We start from the raw sequence: 23,449 nt of genomic DNA on the forward strand, positions 1-23,449 counted from the left end.
CCCCCCCCCCGCCCGCCCTCCGCGGCCGTCCCCAGCTCCACCCCCCGCTTTCCTCACCCAACCCCGTCCCGCCCTTGGGAGACCTCGCCATGCCCGGAAAGTCCTGGAAAGTCACACCCTCACCGTCCCGCAAGGCAGCCGCGGCCCTCGCCGCCACCGCCTCCCTGGCCCTCCTCGCCACGGCCTGCACCGGCCAGTCGGAGTCCGCCGCCACCGACGACCCCAACGCCCGGACGACGATCACCTTCTGGCACGGCTGGAGCGCCCCCGCCGAGGTCAAGGCGATCCAGGCGAACGTCGACCGCTTCGAGAAGGCGCACCCGAACATCACGGTGAAGGTCGTCGGCAACATCAACGACGACAAGCTCAACCAGGCCCTGCGCGCGGGCGGTTCGAACGGCCCGGACGTGGTGTCGTCGTTCACGACCTCCAACATCGGCAAGTTCTGCTCGTCCGGCGCCTTCCTCGACCTGAAGCCGTTCATCGAGAAGTCGCAGCTCGACCTCGACAAGCTCATCCCGAAGCCGATGCTGGACTACACCCAGTTCGAGGGCATCCGCTGTGCCCTGCCCCTGCTGGGCGACGCCTACGGCCTCTACTACAACAAGGACGCCTTCGAGAAGGCGGGCATCACGTCCCCGCCGAAGACCTGGTCGGAGTTCGCGAAGGTCGCCAGGAAGCTGACTGTCAACAAGGGTGACAGTTACCGGCAGCTCGGCTTCATGCCGACGTACCACGGCTACGAGACGGTCGTGGACCACTACATGTCCCAGTGGGACCACGCCTACTTCGACAAGGACGGCAAGTCCAACATCGCCAAGGACCCGGCCTTCGCCGAGATGTTCACGTACCAGAAGAAGCTGATCGACGACCTCGGCGGCTTCACGAAGCTGGAGAGGTACCGCAACACCTTCGGTGACGAGTGGGGTGCCAAGCACCCGTTCCAGACCGGCCAGGTGGCCATGCAGCTCGACGGCGAGTGGCGCCTCGGCATGGCCCAGCAGGCCGGCACCGACTTCGAGATCGGCACCGCCCCGATGCCGGTCGCGGACGACGAGGTCGACGAGTACGGCAAGGGCTTCCTCTCCGGCACGATCATCGGCATCGCCCCGCAGAGCGAGAAGCAGAACGCGGCCTGGGAACTGGTGAAGTACCTGACGACCGACACCGAGGCCGTCGTCTCCTTCGCCAACGCCATCCACAACGTGCCGTCCACCTTCGCCGCCCTGAAGTCGCCCGACCTGAAGGTGGACGAGGGCTTCCAGACATTCCTGGACATCGCCCAGAACCCGCACTCGAACACCCCGCCGGCCTCCGTCAACGGCTCGACGTACCAGACGACGCTCCAGGACTTCGGCTACCAGTACGAGTCAGGCAAGGTGAAGGACCTCAAGGCGGGCCTGGAGAAGACCGCCCGGCAGATCGACACCGACATCGAGCAGGCGAAGTAGAGCCCCGATGTCCACGCACACTCTCCGCGCGAAGCGCCGCAGGTCGGCGCTTCGAACGGTGGCCTTCCTGTCACCGTGGCTCGTAGGTTTCGGCGTCTTCTTCGCCTACCCGCTGGTGTCCACCGTGTACTTCTCCCTCATGAAGTACGACGGCTTCGGCACACCGGTCTTCCGCGGCCTGGGCAACTGGGCCTACGTCTTCAACGACTACCCGCTGTTCTGGCCGGCGCTGCGCAACACGCTCTGGCTGGTCCTGGTGATGGTGACCTGCCGAGTACTCTTCGGCCTGGGCATCGGCCTCCTCATCACCAAGATCAAGAGCGGCGCGGGCGTCTTCCGGACCCTCTTCTACCTCCCGTACCTGGCTCCCCCGGTCGCCGCCACCCTGGCCTTCGTCTTCCTGCTCAACCCCGGCACCGGCCCGGTGAATTCGGTGCTCGACGGCCTGGGCCTGCCGACCCCCGGCTGGTTCACGGACCCCACCTGGTCCAAGCCAGCCCTCACGGCACTCGCGCTGTGGGGCGTGGGCGACCTCATGGTCATCTTCATGGCCGCGCTGCTCGACGTACCGAAGGAGCAGTACGAGGCCGCGGAGCTGGACGGTACGTCGGCCTGGCAGCGGTTCCGCTTCGTGACGCTCCCGAACATCTCGCCGATCGTGATGTTCGCCGTCGTCACGGGCGTGATCCAGACGATGCAGTACTACACCCAGCCCCTGGTGGCCGGGAAGGTCGCCTCCGGCATCATCGGCGGCTCCGGCCAGCAGTTCGAGCCGGGCTACCCGGACAAGTCGACACTCACCCTCCCTCAGCTCGTCTACAACCTCGGCTTCCAGCGCTTCGACTACGGCTCGGCCTGTGTGGTCGCGCTCGTACTCTTCGCCCTCGCCATGGCGTTCACCGCGCTGCTGATGCGGCGCCGGGGCGGACTGATCCAGGCAGGTGACTGACCATGACCCAAGTACTGGACAAGCCAGTGGAGTTGGACGCCCCGACCACCGCCGAGCGCACGGCCCGACGCAGGGCGCTCCTGGAATGGATAGCGATCCACTCCCTCGGCGTCGCGGCCGCGCTCTTCTTCACCCTGCCCTTCGTGTTCGTCGTCCTGACCTCGCTGATGAGCGACCAGCAGGCGCTCACCCGCGACCTGGTCCCGGACACCTGGGAATGGAGCAACTACACCAAGGTCTTCGATACCCCCGGCTTCCTGACCTGGTGGAAGAACACCCTGATCTACGCGGGCCTGGGCACGCTTCTCACTGTGGTGTCCTCCGTCCCCGTGGCGTACGCGCTCGCCAAGTTCCGCTTCCGTGGCCGGAACCTGTCGCTGATGCTGGTCATCTCGATGATGATGCTGCCGCCCCAGGTCATCATCATCCCGATGTACCTGTTCTGGGCGAAGCAGCTGGACCTCTCGGGCACCCTGTGGCCGCTGATCATCCCCATGGCGTTCGGGGACGCGTTCTCGATCTTCCTCCTGCGCCAGTTCCTGATGACGATCCCGAACGAGTACCTGGACGCGGCGAGGGTGGACGGCTGCGGCGAATTCCGCACACTCATCCGCGTCGTCCTCCCCATGGCAAAACCGGGAATAGCCGCGGTGGCCCTCTTCCAGTTCTTCTACGCGTGGAACGACTATTTCGGTCCCCAGATCTACGCGTCCGAGAACCCGGGCGCCTGGACGCTCTCCTACGGCCTGGAGTCCTTCAAGGGCGCCCACCACACCGACTGGAACCTCACCATGGCCGCCACGGTCCTCGTGATGGCCCCCGTGATCCTCGTGTTCTTCTTCGCCCAGAAGGCGTTCGTAGAGGGAGTCACACTCACCGGAGTAAAGGGTTGATGGCATGAAACTCACCGTGGTCGGCGGAGGCTCGACCTACACCCCCGAACTCATCGACGGCTTCGCCCGCCTCCGCGACACCCTCCCCATAGAGGAACTGGTCCTCACCGACCCCGCGACGGACCGCCTGGAACTGATCGGCGCCCTGGCCCGCCGCATCTTCACCCGCCAGGCCCACAACGGCAGGATCATCACCACCACCGACCTGGACGCGGCAGTGGACGGCGCCGACGCCGTCCTCCTCCAACTCCGCGTCGGCGGCCAGGCGGCCCGCGAGCAGGACGAGACCTGGCCCCTGGAATGCGGCTGCGTCGGCCAGGAGACGACGGGCGCCGGCGGCCTGGCGAAGGCCCTGCGCACCGTCCCCGTCGTCCTCGACATCGCGGACCGGGTCCGCCGCACCAACCCCACCGCCTGGATCATCGACTTCACCAACCCGGTCGGCATCGTGACCCGGGCCCTGCTCCAGGAGGGCCACAAGGCGGTCGGCCTGTGCAACGTGGCGATCGGCTTCCAACGCAAGTTCGCGACGCTGCTCGACGTCCCCGCCTCCGAGATCCACCTCGACCACGTGGGCCTCAACCACCTCACCTGGGAGACCGGCGTACGCCTGGGCGGCCCCGAGGGCGAGAACATCCTGCCGAAACTCCTGACCGACCACGGCGACACGATCGCCGCCGACCTGCACCTCCCCCGCGCCCTCCTGAACCGCCTCGCCGTGGTCCCGTCGTACTACCTGCGCTACTACTACGCCCACGACGAAGTGGTACGGGAGCTGCGAACAAAGCCCTCCAGGGCCGCGGAAGTGGCCGAAATGGAACGCCAGTTGCTGACCCTGTACGCCGACCCGTCCCTGGACGAGAAGCCGGACCTGCTGGCCAAGCGGGGCGGCGCCTACTACTCGGAGGCGGCCGTGGACCTGGCGGCGGCGCTGCTGGGCGGGGCGGGCAGCCCGTACCAGGTGGTGAACACCCACAACAACGGCACGCTCCCCTTCCTCCCCGACGACGCTGTGATCGAAGTACAGGCATCAGTGGGGGCGAAGGGCGCGACCCCCCTCCCCGTACCACCCGTCGACCCCCTCTACGCGGGCCTCATGGCCCAGGTGACGGCCTACGAGGACCTGGCCCTGCGAGCGGCCCTGCACGGCGGCCGCGACCGCGTCTTCAAGGCCCTCCTCTGCCACCCGCTGGTCGGCCAGTACGAGTACGCCGACACCCTCACCGACCGACTGATCGCACACAACCGGGAGCACCTCGCGTGGGCATGACCGCACGTGTCCTCGCCGTAGACGCGGGCAACAGCAAGACCGACGTGGCAGTCGTGGCACCCGACGGAACCGTCCTGGCCACGGCCCGCGGCGGCGGGTTCCGGCCACCGGCGGTGGGCGTCGGGCCGGCGGTCGACGGCCTCGCCGAAACGGTGAAGCAGGCGTTCACCGCGGCCGGCGTGACATCGGCCGACCACGTCTCGGCCTGCCTGGCGAACGCCGACTTCCCCGTGGAGGAGGAACAACTGGCGACGGCCCTGCACACACGCGCGTGGGGCACGACCGTCGAGGTCCGCAACGACACCTTCGCGATCCTGCGCGCGGGCGTGACGGAACCCCGCGGGGTGGCCGTCGTCTGCGGCGCCGGCATCAACTGCGTGGGCATGCGCCCCGACGGCCGTACGGCCCGTTTCCCCGCGCTGGGCCGCATCTCCGGCGACTGGGGCGGCGGCTGGGGCCTGGCGGAGGAGGCGCTGTGGCACGCGGCACGCGCTGAGGACGGCCGCGGAGCGCCCACGACACTGACGCACACCCTCCCCGCCCACTTCGGCCTCCCCACCATGTACGCCCTGATCGAGGCCCTGCACCTCGAACACATCGCCCCGACCCGCCGCCACGAACTGACCCCGGTCCTCTTCACCACGGCAGCCTCCGGCGATCCGATCGCCCGCGGCATCGTCGACCGCCTGGCCGACGAAGTGGTCACGATGGCGACGGTGGCTCTGACCCGGCTGGACCTGCTGGAGGAAGAAGCACCGGTGCTGCTGGGCGGAGGCGTCCTGGCGGCCCGGCACCCCCAACTGATCGACGGTATCCGCGACTTGCTCGCCTCCCGCGCTCCCAGGGCGGTACCGGGCGTGGTCGCGGCGAGTCCGGTGCTGGGGGCGGCGCTGTTGGGGCTGGACGCGGCGGGAGCGCCGGAGGAGGTGCACGCCCGGCTCCGCCGACACTTCGAGCCGTGAACAGCGACCCCACCAGGGGGCTCCCCGCCCCCTGGGCCCCCATCGGCCCGAAGGGCCTCGGCCGCGACCCGCGACCGCACCCACCCTCGAACCTGGAACCGAACAGATTCCCCCGGCGTATTCATGGGCAGGGGGCTCGTGCGAAACGTGTTTCGGTATGCCGGAATTTCGGGATCCGCGCTGCGATCCGATCAAGATCCAGCGAAGGCCGGTGCGGATGTCAGTCCCGGCAGCGATACTTGCGGCGACGGATGACCACGGGGGAGGTCAACAGTGACACAGACGCCGAACAGCAGCGCACCCACCATGCCGTCGGTTCCGCCACAGCCCGTACCCACCGCCAACGGCCACCCGGTTCGCCCCCCCCCCCCCCCCCCCCCCCCCCCCCCCGAACCCCCCCACCCCCCACGGAACCCCGCCGCACCGCCTTCGCCGAGGGCTTCGACCAGCTTCGCGCGGCCGCCACCACCGAACCCGGCCGCCTTCGCATCATCGGCGCCCTCCTCGCCGCCCTGGTCGTCGCGTTCGGCGCCGTAACGGCCTGGCAGATGACCGACAGGTCCTCCGCCGCGGACGACGTCGTCAACCGCAGCCAGCCCCTCAGCTCCGACGCGGCCGACATCTACCGCTCCCTCGCCGACGCCAACACCGCCGCCGCCAGCGGCTACCTGGCCGGCCTCCAGGAGAAGCCGGCCATGCGCGAGGGATACGAGAGGGACATCCGTACGGCCGCCGCCAAGCTCGTCAAGGCCGCCGCCAACTCCGAACCGGGCTCCGCCTCGGCGAAGACCATCGCGGACCTGAGCAGACTGCTCCCGGAGTACAAGGGGCTCGTCGAGACGGCCAGGGCCAACAACCGCCAGGGCTACCCCGTCGGCGGCGCCTACCTGCGCGCGGCGAACGAGATGATGCAGCAGAACATGCTGCCCAAGGCGGAGAAGCTCTACCAGACGGAGAACCAGCGCCTGCGCGACGACTACGCGGACGCGAAGTCCTTCCCCTGGGCGGCCGCCGGCCTCGGCATCGCCGCCCTGGCCGCCCTGGCCTGGGCCCAGCGCCGCAACTACCAGCGCACGAACAGGGTCCTGAACCACGGCCTGGTCACCGCCACGGCCGCCTCCGTGGTCGTCCTGCTCTGGCTCACCGTCTCCCACACCGTCGCCCGCGCGGGCCTGAACGACTCCTACGACCACGGCGTCCGCTCCCTGGACGTACTGCACCAGGCCCGCATCGCCTCACTGACCGCCCGCAGCGACGAGAACCTGACCCTGGTCCGCCGCGGCGCGGACACCAAGACGCTCGCCGACGACAGGGTCGTGGACGCGTACGAATGGGGCTACGACCAGCAGATCGACCAGCTGGGCAAGGCCCTGGACCGAGCCGGGGAACTCGCGGACGACTCGGCGGGCAAGAAGCCCGTACAGGACGCGAACGGCTTCATGAAGGTCTGGAAGGACCGCCACGGCATCGCCCGCGACGACAACAACTCCGGCGACTACCAGGCGGCCCGCGACCGTGTGATCGGCGCCGCGAAGGAGCCGACGAGCGTGTGCTTCGACAACGTGGACAAGGCCCTGGCGACGGCGCTCACGCACGAGCAGAACGAGTTCAAGCAGGCCGCGAACGACGGCCGTGGCTCGCTGACCGGCCTCCCGACCGGCGCCGCGGTCCTCGCGGTCCTGGGCGCGGCCGGCGCGGTCCTCGGCATCGGCCGCAGGCTGTCGGAGTACCGGTGAGAGGGGGCAGGACGATGAACGCACGCGAGAGTACGACCTCACACGAGACGCCGCCCGCACGCGAGACGACGACCTCGCACCCGCCGGCGCCCGCACACGATCGCTCGCCCCGACTCCGCGGCGCGGCCGGCTGGCGGCGGCTGCGGGCCGGCCTGCGCGGCTGGGGCGGCGTGGGCGCCATGGCGACCGTCTGCGCCCTGGCGGTGGCCTTCGCGCTGCTGCTGCCCCTCACCCAGCCACCGGGCCACCACCGCGGCACGGCCACCGCCGGCCAAGGCGTCGCCCGGGTCACCCAGGTCACCCAGGCGAAGGCGGACGACTGCGAGAACCCGCAGGACCAGAGCCTCTCCCCGTCCGGCGGCGGCGACACCCCGACCGTCGACGCCATCAAGGCCCGCAAGGACCGCCGCCTGATCGTCGGCGTCGACACCAACAGCTACCGCTGGGGCTACCTCGACCCGAACAACCCGTCCGGCGAGCTGGAGGGGTTCGACATCGACCTGGTCCACCGCATCGCCGAGGACATACTCGGCGACCGCGACGCGGTGCGGTTCAAGGCCATCCCGACCAGCCGCCGTATCGAGGCGATCCAGAAGGGCGAGGTCGACATGGTGGTCCGCACCATGACGATCAACTGCGACCGCATCAAGGAAGTCGCCTTCTCCGCCCCGTACTTCGTCACCGGCCAGCAGGTCCTGGCCCCCAAGACCTCGACGATCACCGGCTACAACAAGACCCTGGCCGACAAGAAGGTGTGCTCGGCGCAGGGCTCCACCGCGTACGACAACCTGGAAGAGGGCAGGAAGAACGGCGACCTCCCCGGCTCCACCGACATCGGGACCACCGTCCCCAACCAGCTCGACTGCCTGGTGAAGTTGCAGCTCGGCGATGTCGACGCGGTCGTGACGGACGGCGCCCTCGCGGCCAGCCAGGCCGCGCAGGACCCGGCGGTGGAGCTCAAGGGCGGTCTGTTCACGGACGAGTACTACGGCGTGGCGATGAAGCGGGGCTCCGACGATCTGGTACGCCAGGTCAACCGGACCCTGGAGAACTACATCGAGGACGGCGGTTGGAGGGACTCGTACGAGAAGTGGCTGCATCCGACCATGGACCAGGGCGACAAGAAGTCGGCGTCGGCCACCCCTCCCGGGGCCCGCTACAAGTGACCGACCATCAACTGACGGACGACCGACGGCCCGACAGCACGAGAAGAACTCACGTAACACGACTCAGCGAGAGGTGATCGATGGGCGTCACGGACCCCGCCGGGCCGGTGATGGACCGGGACGAGGTGGACCGTGCGCTGGCGCGGCTCGGCCAGGAGCACGAGGCGATCGAGACCTCGCTTCTCGCCCTGCAGGACCACGCGGGCCGCAGACTCCTCGAAGGCGCCGAGCTCACGGGCGTCACCAGGGAGCGCTGGACGACCGCGGAGGCGTCGATCACGCTGCTGTGGGCGTACTTCGACGCGTACACGGACGCGTTGCGCTCGGCCCGCGAGATCCGCTCCCGCCGCCGCTGGTCCAGCCGCGACGACCTGGTGGAGCTGACGGAACTGCTGCGCGGCGAGTCGGTGACCGTAGCCGGCTCGGCGACCGCCACGGCCAACGCACCGACGCTGCAGGGCGGTTCCAGCAAGCTCAGCGAGCAGTTCACGCTCGTCACCCTGGTCGACCGGATGAACGAGCTGTACGCGACGTCGCTGGACATGGTCGTCGCCGCCGACGCGGTGTGGTCCGCGCTGCCCGCCCGTATCGATTTACTGGCCGCGGAACTCCAGCGCACCCGCCGGCTCGCGCACTCCGTCGGCGTACGCCCCGGCGAGCACCCGGCCGGCGACGACCTGGAGCGCATCACCCGCACGCTCACCAACCTGCGCGCCCAGGTGGTGTCCGACCCGCTCGCGTACTGGGTTCCCACACAGGGGAGTTCGGCGCCGGGCGGCGGACGGCCGGACACCACGGTCTACGACCGTGAGGCGCGGGCCCTGGAGGACGTACGCCGTGAGATTGACGCCGTACTGACGGTCCGTCAGGACGCCGAGCAGCGCCTGGTCAAGCTGCGTGACGTGCTGTCCCGCGCGGACCGTACGCTCGCCGAGGCCCGCACCGCGCGCGGCGAGGTCCTCGCGAAGATCGCCGCGACGGAGGTGCCCGTCGTCAGCGGCCCGCCGACGGTGCTTCAGGAGCAGCTGGCGACGGCCGCCGAGTACCGCAGACACGCCCAGTGGCACCGCCTGTCACCGCTTCTGGAGTCCCTGGAGCAGAAGGCGGAGGACGAACTGCTGCGCGCCCGCGAGTCGTTGACCGCGGTCACCGCACCCCTGGCGGTCCGCGCCGAGCTGCGCGGCCGCCTCGACGCGTACAAGGCGAAGGTGGCCCGGCACGGGCTCGCGGAGGACCCGTTCCTCATCGAGCGGTACGACGCGGCGCGCCGGATGCTGTGGAGCGCGCCCTGCGACCTGCGCGTCGCCGAGCAGGCGGTCCTGCGCTACCAGCACGCCGCCGCCGAACTGCTCGGCGGCCCACGCGTGCCGGGTCCGCGCGGCCCCCAGGACCGCGGGGGGCCGGGAGCATGAGAGACAGGGGGGAGTCGTCGTCATGAGTCAGGCACAGCAGAGCTGCCAACGTCCGGACTGTGACGGGTCGTACGAGGACGTGGGCGGCGGTGAGCTGTACTGCGACACCTGCGGCCTGGCCCCGGTCGTCTCGGCGACCGGCATGGTCGGCTCGCCGCCCACGGGCGTGACGAGCGGCGGCAAGGGCTCACGCGGCTCGGCGGGCAGCGGCAGCTCCCGCTCGACCAGCCGCGGCAGTTCCCGTACGTCGTCGCAGTCGTCGAAGTCCCGGCGCTCGGTGTCGGGGCGGCTGTCACGCGCCCTGTCGGGCCGTTCCACGGGCCGCTCGGTGTCGGTGCGCAGCTCCGGCTCGACGGCCGGCTCCAGCGGCCGCGGCCGGCTCGGCGTCGGCCTGGTCCAGGTCCCGGACGTGCCGCGCCCCGACCCGCGCGCGATGGTGCTGGAGAACCCGGAGGTGCCCGAGCGCAAGCGGTTCTGCTCCCGTTCGGACTGCGGCGCACCCGTCGGCCGGGCGCGCGGCGAGCGCCCGGGCCGTACGGAGGGGTTCTGCACCAAGTGCGGCCACCCGTACTCCTTCGTCCCGAAGCTGAAGGCCGGCGACATCGTGCACGGCCAGTACGAGGTCGTGGGCTGTCTGGCGCACGGCGGCCTCGGCTGGATCTATCTCGCCGTGGACCGGGCGGTGTCCGACCGCTGGGTGGTGCTCAAGGGCCTGCTCGACACCGGCGACCAGGACGCGATGGCGGCGGCGATCTCCGAGCGGCGCTTCCTCGCGGAGATCGAGCACGCCAACATCGTGCGGATCTACAACTTCGTCGAGCACCTCGACCAGCGCACGGGCTCGCTCGACGGCTACATCGTCATGGAGTACGTCGGCGGCAAGTCGCTGAAGGAGATCGCCAACGGCCGCCGTTCGCCCGGCGGCAAGCGCGACCCGCTCCCCGTCGAGCAGGCGTGCGCGTACGGCATCGAGGCGCTGGAGGCCCTCGGCCACCTGCACAGCCGCAACCTGCTGTACTGCGACTTCAAGGTCGACAACGCCATCCAGACCGAGGACCAGCTCAAGCTGATCGACATGGGTGCGGTGCGCAGGATGGACGACGAGGAGTCGGCCATCTACGGCACGGTGGGCTACCAGGCACCGGAGGTCGCGGACGTCGGCCCGTCGGTGGCGTCCGACCTCTACACCGTCGCCCGCACGCTCGCCGTCCTGACCTTCGACTTCCAGGGCTACACGAACGTCTACGTCGACTCCCTCCCCGACCCGGACAACATCGAGGTCTTCCGCCAGTACGAGTCCTTCTACCGCCTTCTGGTCCGCGCCACCGACCCGGACCCGGCCCGCCGCTTCGCCTCCGCCCAGGAGATGACGGAGCAGCTGACGGGCGTCCTGCGCGAGGTCGTCTCCCTGCAGACGGGGCGCGCGAGGCCGGCGCTGTCGACGCTGTTCGGCCCCGAAGTGCGTGTCACGGACACGGAGTTGTTCCCGAAACTGGACGGGGAGGTGTCTCGGCTGGGCGCGCGGGTCGTGCGCACCGAGAAGGGGCCCGCGCTCGCCTCGGCCGGCCCGCCCGCCCTCGCCGTCGGCTCCGCCCCCACCGCCGCCGGTGCCGTAGGCGCCGCCGGCATCCCCGGCATCGTCAAGGGCGTCAACGCCCCCGCCGCCGCCCTCGCCCTTCCGGTTCCGCACGTCGACCCCGCCGACCCCAACGCCGGTTTCCTCGCCGGGCTGATGACGACCGCGCCGGCCGAGCTGCTCGGCGCCCTGGCCGCCGCACCGGCGCCGTCGACCGAGACACGGCTCAGGCAGGTGCGGGCCTGGCTGGAGAACGGCGACACCGGCACCGCGCACGAGGCGCTGCTGAAGCTGGAGGACGAACGGCCCGACGACTGGCGGGTCGTCTGGTACCGCGGCGTGGCCGCGCTGGTCACCGGCGACCACGAGGGCGCCGCGCTCGCCTTCGACGCGATCTACGACGCCTTCCCCGGCGAGCCCGCCCCCAAGCTGGCCCTCGGCCTGTGCGCGGAGGTGCTGGGCCAGTTGGACAACGCCGCCGAGTACTACCGGCTCGTGTGGGCCACCGACCCCAGCTATGTGAGCACCGCCTTCGGACTGGCCCGCGTCCAGCTCGCGACCGGCGACCGCCGCAGTGCCGTACGGACCCTGGAGTCGGTGCCGGAAAGCTCCATTCACTACACGGCCGCCCGGGTGGCGGCCGTCCGCGCCCGGCTGCGTCAACGCACGGCGGCCGCCGGTGACGTACCGTTCCTGGACGACCTGACCGCCGCCGCGGGCCAGGTCGAAGCGCTGGACGCGTACGGTCTGGACCCGGCGCGCCGGGAGCAGTTGTCGGCGGAAGTCCTCGGCTGCGCGCTGGACTGGATACTCTCCGGTGGCCAGGGTTCCGCCCCTTCCGCCGCCGGAGGACGGACGCTGCTCGGCAGCGGCCTGGACGAGCGGGGACTGCGCTTCGGTCTGGAGCGCTCGTACCGCACGCTGGCCCGGCTCGCGCGGGGCGGCGAGGAAAGGATCGACCTGGTGGAACGTGCCAACCGTTACCGCCCCCGGACGTGGGTGTAGTTGATGTCGCAGATGCCCCAGCTGTCCGCCTGCCCGAGCTGCGAATGGCCGCTCGAGTCGGGTGACCGTTTCTGCGGTGCGTGCGGATACGACCTGTCCGCCGTGCCCGTACGGCCGGACGACAACCCGACCATCGCCATGAACGGCTCACCGCCGCCCCCTGGCGTGCCCGGCATGGGCTGGCCCGTCGCCCCCGCACCGGACGGCTCCGGCACCCCGGCGGCCGCCCATCGGCCGACGGACCTCCAGAGCACCGACTCCGGCGGCCACGACCTGCCCCCGGGCACACCGCCGCTCCCGCAGTCACCGCCGCCCCCCGCTCCGGCCGGCTCCCCGGACTCCCCGGCCTCCGGCGTCCGCTTCGACCATCCGCCGCAGCCGGACGAGTACGCGCTGCCCGACGAGTACACCCTGCAGGCGCCCGACCCGCGCGTGGCCTCCGCCCCGCCGACCCCGCCCGAGGGCACCAAGGTGTGCGTCGCGTGCCGTGCGGGCCGTGTCGACCACGACGGGTACTGCGAGAACTGCGGGCACGCCCAGCCGCGCGAGCGCGACCACATGGAGCTGGACGCCGGTCCGGTCGCCGCCGTCAGCGACCGCGGCCTGCGCCACCACCGCAACGAGGACGCTTTCGCCGTCGGGAGCGGCACGCTGCCCGACGGCCGGCCCGCGGTGCTGGCGATCGTCTGCGACGGCGTGTCCTCGGCGACCCGCCCCGACGACGCCTCGATGGCCGCCTCCCGGGCCGCGAGCGAGTCGCTGCTGGCCGCCCTGCCGCGCGGCGCGCACCCGCAGCAGGCCATGCACGACGCGATCATCGCCGCCTCGAACGCGGTCAACGCCCTGGCGGGCGAGCCGGCCACGGCCCGCGAGCAGGGCCCCCACCAGAACGCCCCGGCCTGTACCTTCGTCGGCGCCGTGGTCACCGCGGGGCTGCTGGTCGTCGGCTGGGTCGGCGACAGCCGCGCCTACTGGGTCCCGGTGGACCGGAGCTCTCCCCCGGCCCGGCTCACCGAGGACGACTCCTGGGCGGCGCAGATGGTCGCCGCGGGTCTGATGAACGAGGCCGAGGCGTACGCCGACGAGCGCGCCCACGCCATCACGGGCTGGCTCGGCGCGGACGCCTACGAACTGGAGCCGCACACCGCTTCCTTCAAGCCGGACCGGCCGGGTGTAGTGGTGGTGTGCACGGACGGGCTGTGGAACTACGCGGAGGCGGCCGAGGACATGGCCGACGTGGTGCCCCTCGACGCCGCCGCGCGGCCCCTGCACAGCGCGCAGGTCCTCGTCGGTCACGCGCTCGACGGCGGGGGCCACGACAACGTAACAGTGGCCGTCCTGCCGTTCCCTGCACCGCCGATGGGGGCAGGATCGGCCTGAGGCCGCGCCGCGGGGACGGCCTCAACGGACCGGAGGGGACCGGTCCGTCGACAGCCGTTGCCCCACCACGGGGTGTTTTAGGGGGATTTGAGAACGCATGGCCAATTTCTCGAAATCGAACGTGCCACAGTTCTCGGTGGACGTGTACCAGAACGAGTACCTGCCGGAGGGCGGTCGCGAGGTCAACGCGATCGTCACGGTGACCGCGACCGGCGGCGGCACGGTCGGCAGCGCGGTCGCCGCGCCCCACCTCTACTCGCCGGGCCAGGGCCCGTCCGCGGCCGTGGCGATCATGGTCGACTGCTCGGGCTCGATGGACTACCCGCCGACCAAGATGCGCAACGCCCGCGACGCCACGGCCGCCGCGATCGACACCCTGCGCGACGGCGTGCACTTCGCGGTGGTCGGCGGCACGCATGTGGCCAAGGAGGTCTATCCGGGCGGCGGCCGCCTGGCCGTGGCCGACGCCACCACCCGCGACCAGGCCAAGCAGGCACTGCGCCGGCTCAGCGCGGGCGGCGGCACGGCCATCGGCACCTGGCTGCGCCTCGCCGACCGCCTGCTGTCCTCGGACGACGTCGCGATCCGGCACGGCATCCTGCTCACCGACGGCCGCAACGAGCACGAGTCGCCGGAGGACCTCCGGGCCGCGCTCGACGCCTGCGCCGGACGCTTCACATGCGACGCCCGCGGCGTGGGTACCGACTGGGAAGTGAAAGAAGTCACAGCAATCGCCTCGGCCCTGCTCGGCAGCGCCGACATCGTCGCCGACCCGGCCGGTCTCGCCGCCGACTTCACGCAGATGATGGAGACGGCGATGGGCAAGGAGGTCGCGGACGTCGCCCTGCGGGTGTGGACGCCGGTCGGCACCACCATCAAGTTCGTCAAGCAGGTCGCGCCCACGGTCGAGGAGTTGACCGAGCGCCGCACCGAAGCCGGCCCCCGCGCCGGGGACTACCCCACGGGCTCCTGGGGAGATGAGTCCCGTGACTACCACGTCTGCGTCGAGGTGCCCGCCGCGAACCTCGGCCAGGAGATGCTCGCCGCCCGGGTCTCCCTGGTCATTCCGCAGCCCGACGGCACCGCCCAGAACCTCGGCGCCCAGGGGCTCGTACGGGCCGTATGGACCGACGACATGGTCGCCTCGACCTCGATCAACCCACAGGTCGCCCACTACACCGGCCAGGCCGAACTGGCACAAGCCATTCAACAGGGCCTCGATCTTCGCAAGTCAGGCGATATGGATGGAGCCACGGCCAAACTGGGCCGGGCGGTTCAGCTCGCCAGCGCCTCCGGAAACGCGGATACGGCGAAACTCCTTGCGAAGGTGGTGGACGTGGTCGATGCCGCGGCGGGTACTGTGCGACTGAAGGCGAAGGTCGCGGAGGCCGACGAGATGACTCTCGAGACACGGTCGACAAAGACTGTTCGTGTAAAGAAGTGACCGAGTAGTGCCCCAGCAGTACCCCAGTAGTGCACTAGCAGGACCCTGAAAAGCAGCGAGCCTGACCCCTTGGGGTTGGAGAAATCCGGTCGAAGCGGCCGGAAAGGAGAGGGGGAAGCGCCGACATGCCGACCTGCCCGAACGGACACCAGTCGGGTTCCGACGACTGGTGCGAGGTCTGCGGTCACCGCATGGCCGGTGCCGTTCCTCCGCCCCCTCCCCCACCGCCCCCGCCCGGCGGCGGCTACGGCTTCCCGCCGCCCGGTGGCCCCGGTGGCCCCGGTCCGGGTCCCGGCCCCGGCGGTCCGTTCGGTGGCCCGAACGCCGGCCAGCCGGGCGGCCCGCCGCCCGCGCCCGCCGCCCGGGAGCCGGAGCTCTGCCCGCAGTGCCGTACGCCGCGTGAGGGCGGTGCGCCGTTCTGCGAGGAGTGCCGGTGGAACTTCCTCACCAACACGGCGACGTCGTACACCCCCGCCGCCCCGCGCCAGCCGGCGCCGGGCCCCGGCCCGGGTGGCCCGTTCCAGCAGCCGCCGGGTCCAGGACCGTCGTACGGCGGCGGTGACTCGTACGACTACCAGAGCTCGCGTCCGTCACAGGTGAACCGCCCGGCCGAGCCGATCCCGCCGTTCGGCGGGGAGCCTCAGGGGCCGGGAGGCCACGGCGGACCGGGTGGGCCGGGCGGACCGGGCGGCTTCGGCCCCGGCCCGGGCAACCCGAACTCCGGCGGCCCCGGCGGCCCGGGAGGCTTCGGCCCCGGCCCCGGCGGTCCGGGCAACCCCAACCCTGGTGGCAACGGCCCCGGCGGCTTCGGCGGCGATCCCTCGCGGCCGGTTCCGCCGCCGCCCGGCCCCACGCCCCCCGGCGGCCCCGGTGCCACCGGCGGCCTTCCGCAGGGCTTCATGCAGGGCGCACCGGGCGGCCCGCCGGCCCCGCCCGCCTTCCCGCAGGAGACGAACCGTCCGCAGCAGGGCGGCCCGTCCTTCGGCGGCGGTGACGACGACTGGGTGATCTCGCCGCCGTCCGGTCCCGGCGCCCCGGGCGGTCCCGGTGCACCCGGTGGCCAGGCTCAGGGCGGTTACGGCTACCCGCAGCCCGGCGCCACGCAGGCCCCGCCCCCGCCCGCCCCCGCCTTCCCGCAGCAGCAACAGCCGCTGAACTGGACGGCGACCATCGGGCCGGACCGCGAGTACTTCATGGCGATGATGCAGCGCTCCGGCCCCGAGGCCGCGGGGCTCAACCTGCCCGCGTACTCGCCCGAGCAGCAGCGTGCGCTCACCGGCAACCAGGTCACCATCGGCCGCCGCCGCCACTCCACCGGCGACACCCCCGACATCGACCTGTCGGTGCCGCCGGAGGACCCGGGCGTCTCGCACCAGCACGCGGTGCTGGTCCAGCAGCCGGACGGCACCTGGGCGGTCGTCGACCAGAACTCGACGAACGGCACCACGGTGAACGGCTCCGAGGAACCGATCCAGCCGTTCGTGCCGGTACCGCTGCAGGACGGCGACCGGGTGCACGTGGGCGCCTGGACGACGATCACGATCCGGCGCGGCTAGATCTCCGGATCTCTCCACACCGGGAGGGGGCGGTCGTACGGCGAGAAAGTGCCGTACGACCGCCCCCTCCCGGCGTCTCAGCCCGGCAGTGGCCAGGCGTACGGCCCCTCGGGGTCGTCCAGCCACGCCCACTCGTGCTCGCCGCTGACCGTGATCCCGTACCGCTCCCGCTGCGGCTGCCCCTCGCGCTCCCACAGCGCGTAGGCCTCCTGTGGGTCGAGGGTGCCGCGGGTCAGGGCCAGCAGGAAGCGGAACAGCTCGTGCTCCCTGGCCCGGCGCGGCACTCCGCCCACCTGCACGGGCTCCGGTTCGGACCGGGTTCCGCCGCGCAGCGGCACGAAGTAGGCGGGCGTGTGCAGGAAACGCCCTTCGGCGTGCTCGGCGTCACGTACGGCGAGGGCGACCAGGCCGGTGGCGAGCGGCGTCAGGATGCGGGCGCCGGGGCGGCACTGGGCGAGCCAGGCGCGTGGGATCGACGGCAGGGCGCAGGTGGCGATGACGCGGTCGAAGGGGGCGCGCTCGGGCACACCGCGTGCGCCGTCGCCCGTGAGGACGACGGGGTGGTATCCGGCCGCCGCCAGGTGCTGCCGGGCCGACTCGGTGATCTCCGGCTCCAGGTCGACGGTGGTGACGAGGTCGTCGTCGCCGAGCCGGTGGGCGAGCAGGGCGGCGTTGTAGCCCGTGCCGGCGCCGATCTCCAGCACCCTGTTGCCGTCCGCCACCTCCAGCGCCACCAGCATCATCGCCATCAGGGACGGCTGGCTGCTGGAAGAGAGCAGCTCACCGTCGCGCAGCCGGGTGGCCAGCGGGGTGTCCGCGTACGCGCCGCGCACCCATCGCTCGCGCCCGACCGGGTCGGGGCTCTGGCCCCAGCGCCGCTCGTAGCCGCCGGCGACGCCCACGTAGTAGTACGGCACGAACAGATGCCGTGGCACGGCGGCGAAGGCGTCCCGCCACACGGGGTCGTCGGCCCAGGCCCCGCCCAGGTCGATCTCACGCACCAGCGCGGCCCGCGCCGAGGCGGCGAGGTCCTCCAGGTCAGGGTCGAGAGCGTGCGCGCTCATACGTCCACTGTCCTGCGGGAGGCGACGGGAGGCGAGCACACAGCCGCCGGCTCGCCCCCTCAACCTCCTCGTCCTGTCGCCCCTCGCATGATCCAGAGCGCTGGTCCTAAGCCTGGAGTCCTCCGTCTCCGCGTCTGAGACCATGGACGGGTGAATGAGATTCGGCGCGGCACGCTTCAGGAGCAGACCTTCTACGAGCAGGTCGGCGGGGAGGAGACCTTCCGCCGTCTCGTCGACCGTTTCTACGAGGGTGTCGCCGAGGACCCGATACTCAAGCCCATGTACCCCGAGGAGGACCTGGGCCCGGCCGCGGAGCGCCTCACCCTGTTCCTGATCCAGTACTGGGGCGGCCCGACGACGTACAGCGAGAACCGCGGCCACCCCCGCCTGCGGATGCGCCACGCCCCGTTCACCGTGGACCGCGCGGCCCACGACGCCTGGCTGAAGCACATGCGGGACGCCGTCGACGAGCTCGGCCTGTCCGAGGAGCACGAGCGGACGCTGTGGAACTACCTCACGTACGCGGCGGCGTCCATGGTGAACACGGCGGGCTGAGCCACACCGCTTCGGGGAGTCAGCGGACGCTGACGTCCAACGCTCCGAGGCCCGCCCTGCGTACGGCGATCGAGCCGTAGGGCGTACGCAGTCTGAGCCACGCGCCCGACGAGAAGAGGCCGAGGGCCGCCTCGTCGGCAGTGGTGTGCGTGTCTGGGGTAGTGCGTGTGTCTGGGGTAGTGCGTGTGTCTGGGGTGGTGTGCGTGTCGCCTCGTGGGCGGAGGAAGCCCAAGGACTGGGCGGCGTGCACGGCCCGGACCGGGAGCCGGGTGTCCCCGACCGTCCGGGACCAGATCTCGCGCCCGATCCGGTCGAGTTCGGCCCGGGTACGCAGCTCGGGTGCCAACTCCTGGGTACGGGACCGGAACTCGGCGACCGCCGCGCCGACCATCGCCCCCAGCTCGCCCGGCGCCGGCAGCCCGGTCTCGCGCCGCCAGCCGCCGCGCGGCGGGAGCACGCCCGCCCACGGCGGCCCGGTGACAGCGGCCGGGACGGCGGCCGTGCACGCCGACTCGTCGACGGACTCCAGGAGTTCACCCGCGGAGACGGTCACGTCCAGCGTGACGTCGAGCCCGTTCTCGTACGGCTTCCCGAGCCGTACGGCACGGATCGCGAGTACCTCGAAGGACGGCGGGCGCCCGAAGACGGCGAGCGCGGTGCCGGCCGCCTGGAGGCGCACCGCGGCACCGCGGTCGTAGTGGAGCAGCCGGGAGAGGAAGGCCGCGAGATCCGCCGCCTCCCTCTCGTCGGCGAGGTGGAGCACCGTCATGCGGCGACGGCCTCCTCCTCGTCGGCTCCGTCGGCCGCGTCGTCCATGTACTCCCGGAGGAACTCCTTCTCCTCCGCGGTGATCCGGCGCGGCCGTTCCGCCTCGAAGTCGAACGGCACGACCACCGTCGAGGCACGGACGTAGACCAGGTCGTCGTCCTTCACCTCGTAGCTGATGGTGAAGGACGCGGCCCTTATCTCACTGACCCACAGCTCGATGTCCACCGGGTGGTGCCGGTGGACGAGCTGCCGCTTGTAGTCGATCTCGTGGCGCGCCACCACCGACCCCTGCTTGAAGTCCTTCTCCGGACGGAACAGGAAGTCGATACGCGCTTCCTCCAGGTAGCGGACGAAGACCGCGTTGTTGACATGCCCGTACGCGTCCATGTCGGACCAGCGCAGGGGGCAGCGGTAGATGTGGCGCAAGATCGATCAGCCCCGGGTCAGCTTCTTGTAGGTGGCACGGTGCGGACGGGCGGCGTCCGGGCCGAGCCGCTCGATCTTGTTCTTCTCGTAGGACTCGAAGTTGCCCTCGAACCAGAACCACTTGGACTCGCCCTCGTAGGCGAGGATGTGCGTGGCCACTCGGTCCAGGAACCACCGGTCGTGGGAGACGACCACGGCCGCGCCCGGGAATTCCAGCAGCGCGTTCTCCAGGGAGCCGAGGGTCTCGACGTCGAGGTCGTTCGTCGGCTCGTCGAGGAGCAGCAGGTTGCCGCCCTGCTTGAGGGTCAGCGCCAGGTTGAGACGGTTGCGCTCACCACCGGAGAGCACACCGGCCGGCTTCTGCTGGTCGGGGCCCTTGAAGCCGAAGGCGGAGACATAGGCCCGCGAGGGCATCTCGACCTGACCGACGTTGATGTAGTCGAGCTCGTCGCTGACGACGGCCCAGAGGGTCTTCTTCGGGTCGATGTTCGCGCGGCTCTGGTCGACATACGAGATCTTGACGGTCTCGCCGACCTTGATGTCGCCGGAGTCCGGGGTCTCCAGACCCTGGATCATCTTGAAGAGGGTGGTCTTGCCGGCGCCGTTGGGGCCGATGACGCCGACGATGCCGTTGCGCGGCAGGGTGAAGCTGAGGTCGTCGATGAGGACCTTGTCGCCGAAGCCCTTGGTGAGGTTGGAGACCTCGACGACGATGTTGCCGAGCCGCGGGCCCGGCGGGATCTGGATCTCCTCGAAGTCCAGCTTCCGCATCTTGTCGGCCTCGGCGGCCATCTCCTCGTAGCGAGCGAGACGGGCCTTGGACTTGGCCTGCCGCCCCTTGGCGTTCGACCGCACCCACTCCAGCTCTTCCTTGAGCCGCTTGGCGCGCTTGGCGTCCTTCTGCCCCTCGACCTTGAGACGGGTCTGCTTGGTCTCCAGGTACTTGGAGTAGTTGCCCTCGTAGCCGTGCAGCCGGCCGCGGTCGACCTCGCAGATCCAGCCGGCGACGTTGTCGAGGAAGTACCGGTCGTGGGTCACGGCCACGATGGTGCCCTCGTACTTGGCGAGGTGCTGCTCCAGCCAGTTCACCGACTCGGCGTCGAGGTGGTTGGTGGGCTCGTCGAGAAGCAGCAGGTCGGGGGCTTCCAGCAGCAGCTTGCACAGCGCCACGCGCCGCTTCTCACCACCGGAGAGATTGGTGACGGCCCAGTCGCCCGGGGGGCACCCGAGAGCGTCCATGGCCTGCTCCAGCTGAGCGTCGAGGTCCCACGCATTCGCGTGGTCGAGCTCCTCCTGAAGCTTGCCCATCTCGTCGAGCAGCGCGTCGGAGTAGTCGGTCGCCATCAGCTCGGCGATCTCGTTGAACCGGTCGAGCTTGCCCTTGACCTCGGCGACACCCTCCTGGACGTTCTCCAGGACGGTCTTGTCCTCGCTCAGCGGCGGCTCCTGCAGGAGGATGCCGACGGTGTACCCCGGCGACAGGAAGGCATCGCCGTTCGACGGCTGCTCCAGCCCCGCCATGATCTTCAGAATGGTCGACTTACCGGCACCGTTCGGGCCGACCACACCGATCTTCGCGCCGGGCAGGAAGTTCAGCGAGACGTCGTCAAGGATGACCTTGTCGCCGATTGCCTTGCGCGTCTTGCGCATGGTGTAGATGTACTCAGCCAAGAGAAACCGTCCGGCAGCTTGAAATCAGGCAGTGGGCAGATACACCCCATCTTGCCGGATCGCCACCCCTGGGGGGAAACCCGTTTGAGGGAGGGGCGCTGACCTGGGGTTTCACTGTTGGCAGCCGCGGCCGTTCCCCATCGGGAGGCGTGGCCGCCCATCACTGGCGGTCACCGCCGACCGCTCATCGCCGACCGGCCGCCCGCCCGGACTCTTTCCGTCTCTTCCGTGATGCGAGCGCGATTCCCGGCGCGCCATCAGGACATATAGGAATTCTTCACATTAGCCTCCCATAACTGTACGAAGTCGATCTCTCACGGATCGCACCCACCTCACTCCTTCGGAGATGACATGCACAAGCTTCGCAAGGCTGCCGTCGTGGTCGCGGCCATCGGCACCGCCGGGCTCCTGGGCGCCGGGACGGCCACCGCCGACGGTCACGGTGGCCATGGCGGGGACAAGGCCAGCGTCCTGCAGAGCTCCAACTGCAAGTCGCACGACCTGAACCTCGACGTCCTGGGCCAGGTCGGCATCCTCAACGGTGCGCTGGGCAACGCGCTCAACGGCGAGGGCCACACGGGCGCGCAGGACACCCACATCGGCTCGACCATGGGCTGCGACAACAGCGCCTGGTAATCGCGTTCCTTACCGGTGGAGAACGGACCGTGCCACACGGTCCACCTGCCAGGGGCCTGGTCCGCGTGCGTGGATCAGGCCCCTGGTCTGGCTTCTCCGAGTCTCAGTCCCGCGTCGGCTGTTGCTTCTTGCGTACGACGACCAGCGCCGCGCCACCGATCAGGACCAGGCCGATGGCGACGCCCGCGATCAGGGGGGTCGCGGTGGAGCCACCTGTGGCGGCGAGGTTGGTGTCGTCGGACGCCGTACCGACCGTGGCGGGACTCGGCTCGCTGAGGGTCTGGGTGGCGCTGCCCGCCTCGTCGGCCTCGCTCACCTGCGTCTTGCAGTCCAGCACGCCGGTGAACCGCTTCTCGAAGCCCCCCGGCCCCTCGATGGTGAAGTCGTAGGCCTGGTCCTCCTGCAACGGGACCGTCACCGTCTTCGACTCGCCCGCCGGGACGCTGTACTCGATGCCGAGCAGGTCAAAGGTGAACGGCTCGGTGCCCTCGTTGGCCGCGGTGATGTCGACGCCGCCCTTGTCGCAGTTCTCCGCTGCGGACAGCGCGGGTATCGCACCCGTCCTGGCCCAGGTCGCGGTCGCCGTCGCCGAGACGGTCGACTCGCTGGAGCCCGCCAGGATCTGCGTCTGGCTGCGGCTCTCGGCGGCGAAGGCACGCCCCACCGGCACTGTCGTCGAGGCCTGCACGGTCAGCTCCGCCTGCCCGGCCGCGGCGTCCTCGGGCACCTCGAAGAACACCTGGCTGCCGTCCGTGGCGGAGGTGACGGCCACGCCGTCCTTGTCCACGATCCGCACCCCGCTGGTGGCGGCGTCCGCCGGGGGCGTCACCGTCGCGCTGCCCGAGTTGGTGTGCACCGTCACCGGACCGAGCCGCTCACCGGGGAGGCCGGAGACGGCAGGCGGGTCGAGCGTGAGCGACGCCTGGGGCTCGGCCACGCTCCGCGCGTTCTTCTCCAGATAGTCCGCGAGCTGCTCGGCCTGCGGGTCGACGGCGTCGACGTCCACACCGTCCGAGTAGCGCCAGACGGCCACCTGGGTGCCGGCCGCCGCGTCCTGCTCGGTGAGGCCGCCCCTGACGCCCGCCTTGCCGGCGAGCACGGCGAGGTCGTTCACCTGCGGATAGGAGTTCTGCAGGATCCAGCGGATCCTGCCCGCGTCCTTGTTGGCCCCCAGCGAGGTGCCGCTCCAGGGCGTCTCGTGATACCTGGCGTCGCGCTGCGTGGGGTTGTGGATGTCGACGCAGTACGTCTGGAGCATGCCGCCGCCGTCGACGGACATCTCGAACAGACCGGCGGAGATCTCCTGGTCGCCGGAGCCGGCGTGGACGACCGCGGCGCCGTAGGTCTTCAGGCCGCCTATGGTGGCCGTCGCCCCACCCTGGCTCCACGCTGCCTCGTCGGCCGAGGCCGGGCCGGCGCCGGCCATCACCGAGGCGGCGACGAGCCCGGACACCAGGGTCGCGGCGGCGACGCGGGCCGCCACCCCTCGCCCGTGCACCGACAGCGCAGAGAACGCAGCAAACACAGAA

General features: G+C 70.9%; 19 protein-coding genes. 14 read left to right on the forward strand and 5 right to left on the reverse strand.

Annotated features, from left to right (window positions below):
• Nucleotides 1-89: 89 nt before the first annotated feature.
• The 12 genes from ADK36_RS17120 to ADK36_RS17175 all read left to right on the forward strand — a co-directional run bounded on the left by ADK36_RS17120 (nt 90) and on the right by ADK36_RS17175 (nt 16,800).
• Nucleotides 90-1,451 carry an ABC transporter substrate-binding protein gene (locus ADK36_RS17120; RefSeq protein WP_048587491.1) on the forward strand — a complete coding sequence of 454 codons (1,362 nt, stop codon included), beginning with the start codon at nt 90-92 and terminating at the stop codon, nt 1,449-1,451.
• A gap of 7 nt (nt 1,452-1,458) precedes the next feature.
• On the forward strand, nt 1,459-2,400 hold the full coding sequence (locus tag ADK36_RS17125) for a carbohydrate ABC transporter permease (protein ID WP_053198120.1): 942 nt from the start codon (nt 1,459-1,461) through the stop codon (nt 2,398-2,400).
• 2 nt (nt 2,401-2,402) lie between these two features.
• Nucleotides 2,403-3,293 carry a carbohydrate ABC transporter permease gene (locus ADK36_RS17130; protein ID WP_048587493.1) on the forward strand — a complete coding sequence of 297 codons (891 nt, stop codon included), beginning with the start codon at nt 2,403-2,405 and terminating at the stop codon, nt 3,291-3,293.
• Between the two features lie 4 nt (nt 3,294-3,297).
• Nucleotides 3,298-4,563, forward strand: a complete 1,266-nt coding sequence (locus tag ADK36_RS17135) for a 6-phospho-beta-glucosidase (RefSeq protein ID WP_048587494.1) — start codon at nt 3,298-3,300, stop codon at nt 4,561-4,563.
• The gene (locus tag ADK36_RS17140) at nt 4,554-5,525 is read left to right on the forward strand and encodes an N-acetylglucosamine kinase (protein WP_048587495.1); all 972 of its coding nucleotides are present in this window, start codon (nt 4,554-4,556) and stop codon (nt 5,523-5,525) included. Before ADK36_RS17135 ends, ADK36_RS17140 begins: the two co-directional genes overlap by 10 nt.
• A gap of 548 nt (nt 5,526-6,073) precedes the next feature.
• Nucleotides 6,074-7,261: a hypothetical protein gene (locus tag ADK36_RS17145; RefSeq protein ID WP_234329797.1), complete on the forward strand. Its 1,188-nt coding sequence runs from the start codon at nt 6,074-6,076 to the stop codon at nt 7,259-7,261.
• A 179-nt stretch (nt 7,262-7,440) separates the two neighbouring features.
• Nucleotides 7,441-8,427 carry a glutamate ABC transporter substrate-binding protein gene (locus ADK36_RS17150; RefSeq protein WP_234329796.1) on the forward strand — a complete coding sequence of 329 codons (987 nt, stop codon included), beginning with the start codon at nt 7,441-7,443 and terminating at the stop codon, nt 8,425-8,427.
• Nucleotides 8,428-8,507: 80 nt separating this feature from the next.
• Nucleotides 8,508-9,839, forward strand: a complete 1,332-nt coding sequence (locus tag ADK36_RS17155; RefSeq protein WP_053198123.1) for a hypothetical protein — start codon at nt 8,508-8,510, stop codon at nt 9,837-9,839.
• Nucleotides 9,840-9,861: 22 nt separating this feature from the next.
• Nucleotides 9,862-12,420 (forward strand): serine/threonine-protein kinase, encoded by a 2,559-nt coding sequence (locus ADK36_RS17160; RefSeq protein WP_048587402.1) that lies wholly within the window; start codon nt 9,862-9,864, stop codon nt 12,418-12,420.
• Nucleotides 12,421-13,800 (forward strand): PP2C family serine/threonine-protein phosphatase, encoded by a 1,380-nt coding sequence (locus ADK36_RS17165; RefSeq protein WP_048587403.1) that lies wholly within the window; start codon nt 12,421-12,423, stop codon nt 13,798-13,800.
• Between the two features lie 97 nt (nt 13,801-13,897).
• Nucleotides 13,898-15,244: a vWA domain-containing protein gene (locus tag ADK36_RS17170; protein WP_048587404.1), complete on the forward strand. Its 1,347-nt coding sequence runs from the start codon at nt 13,898-13,900 to the stop codon at nt 15,242-15,244.
• Between the two features lie 125 nt (nt 15,245-15,369).
• Nucleotides 15,370-16,800, forward strand: coding sequence for an FHA domain-containing protein (locus ADK36_RS17175; RefSeq protein WP_053198125.1), 1,431 nt, complete (start codon nt 15,370-15,372; stop codon nt 16,798-16,800).
• A gap of 77 nt (nt 16,801-16,877) precedes the next feature.
• Here the strand turns inward: ADK36_RS17175 and ADK36_RS17180 are convergent, their stop codons facing one another.
• Nucleotides 16,878-17,864, reverse strand: coding sequence for a methyltransferase domain-containing protein (locus tag ADK36_RS17180; protein WP_053198128.1), 987 nt, complete (start codon nt 17,862-17,864; stop codon nt 16,878-16,880).
• Between the two features lie 150 nt (nt 17,865-18,014).
• Here ADK36_RS17180 and ADK36_RS17185 point away from each other — a divergent pair, with 150 nt between their 5' ends.
• Entirely contained in the window at nt 18,015-18,419 is a 405-nt protein-coding gene (locus ADK36_RS17185; protein ID WP_048584883.1) for a globin, read from the forward strand.
• 19 nt (nt 18,420-18,438) lie between these two features.
• On the opposite strand, the gene ADK36_RS17190 is transcribed toward ADK36_RS17185, so the two are convergent.
• From ADK36_RS17190 to ettA, 3 genes are read right to left on the reverse strand one after another with little or no spacing between them, the layout of a single operon-like run.
• Entirely contained in the window at nt 18,439-19,188 is a 750-nt protein-coding gene (locus tag ADK36_RS17190; protein ID WP_053198130.1) for a hypothetical protein, read from the reverse strand.
• Nucleotides 19,185-19,613, reverse strand: a complete 429-nt coding sequence (locus ADK36_RS17195) for an acyl-CoA thioesterase (RefSeq protein WP_048584885.1) — start codon at nt 19,611-19,613, stop codon at nt 19,185-19,187. Before ADK36_RS17195 ends, ADK36_RS17190 begins: the two co-directional genes overlap by 4 nt.
• 6 nt (nt 19,614-19,619) lie before the next feature.
• Nucleotides 19,620-21,284 (reverse strand): energy-dependent translational throttle protein EttA, encoded by a 1,665-nt coding sequence (ettA, locus tag ADK36_RS17200; protein ID WP_048584886.1) that lies wholly within the window; start codon nt 21,282-21,284, stop codon nt 19,620-19,622.
• A gap of 351 nt (nt 21,285-21,635) precedes the next feature.
• Between ettA and ADK36_RS17205 the strand changes: the two genes are divergently transcribed.
• Nucleotides 21,636-21,920, forward strand: a complete 285-nt coding sequence (locus ADK36_RS17205) for a hypothetical protein (protein ID WP_048584887.1) — start codon at nt 21,636-21,638, stop codon at nt 21,918-21,920.
• A gap of 103 nt (nt 21,921-22,023) precedes the next feature.
• Here the strand turns inward: ADK36_RS17205 and ADK36_RS17210 are convergent, their stop codons facing one another.
• Nucleotides 22,024-23,445 carry a Cys-Gln thioester bond-forming surface protein gene (locus ADK36_RS17210; protein WP_053198132.1) on the reverse strand — a complete coding sequence of 474 codons (1,422 nt, stop codon included), beginning with the start codon at nt 23,443-23,445 and terminating at the stop codon, nt 22,024-22,026.
• Between the last annotated feature and the right edge of the window lie 4 nt (nt 23,446-23,449).

Source organism: Streptomyces viridochromogenes, from assembly GCF_001270495.1.
Taxonomy (GTDB): Bacteria; Actinomycetota; Actinomycetes; order Streptomycetales; family Streptomycetaceae; genus Streptomyces; species Streptomyces viridochromogenes_A.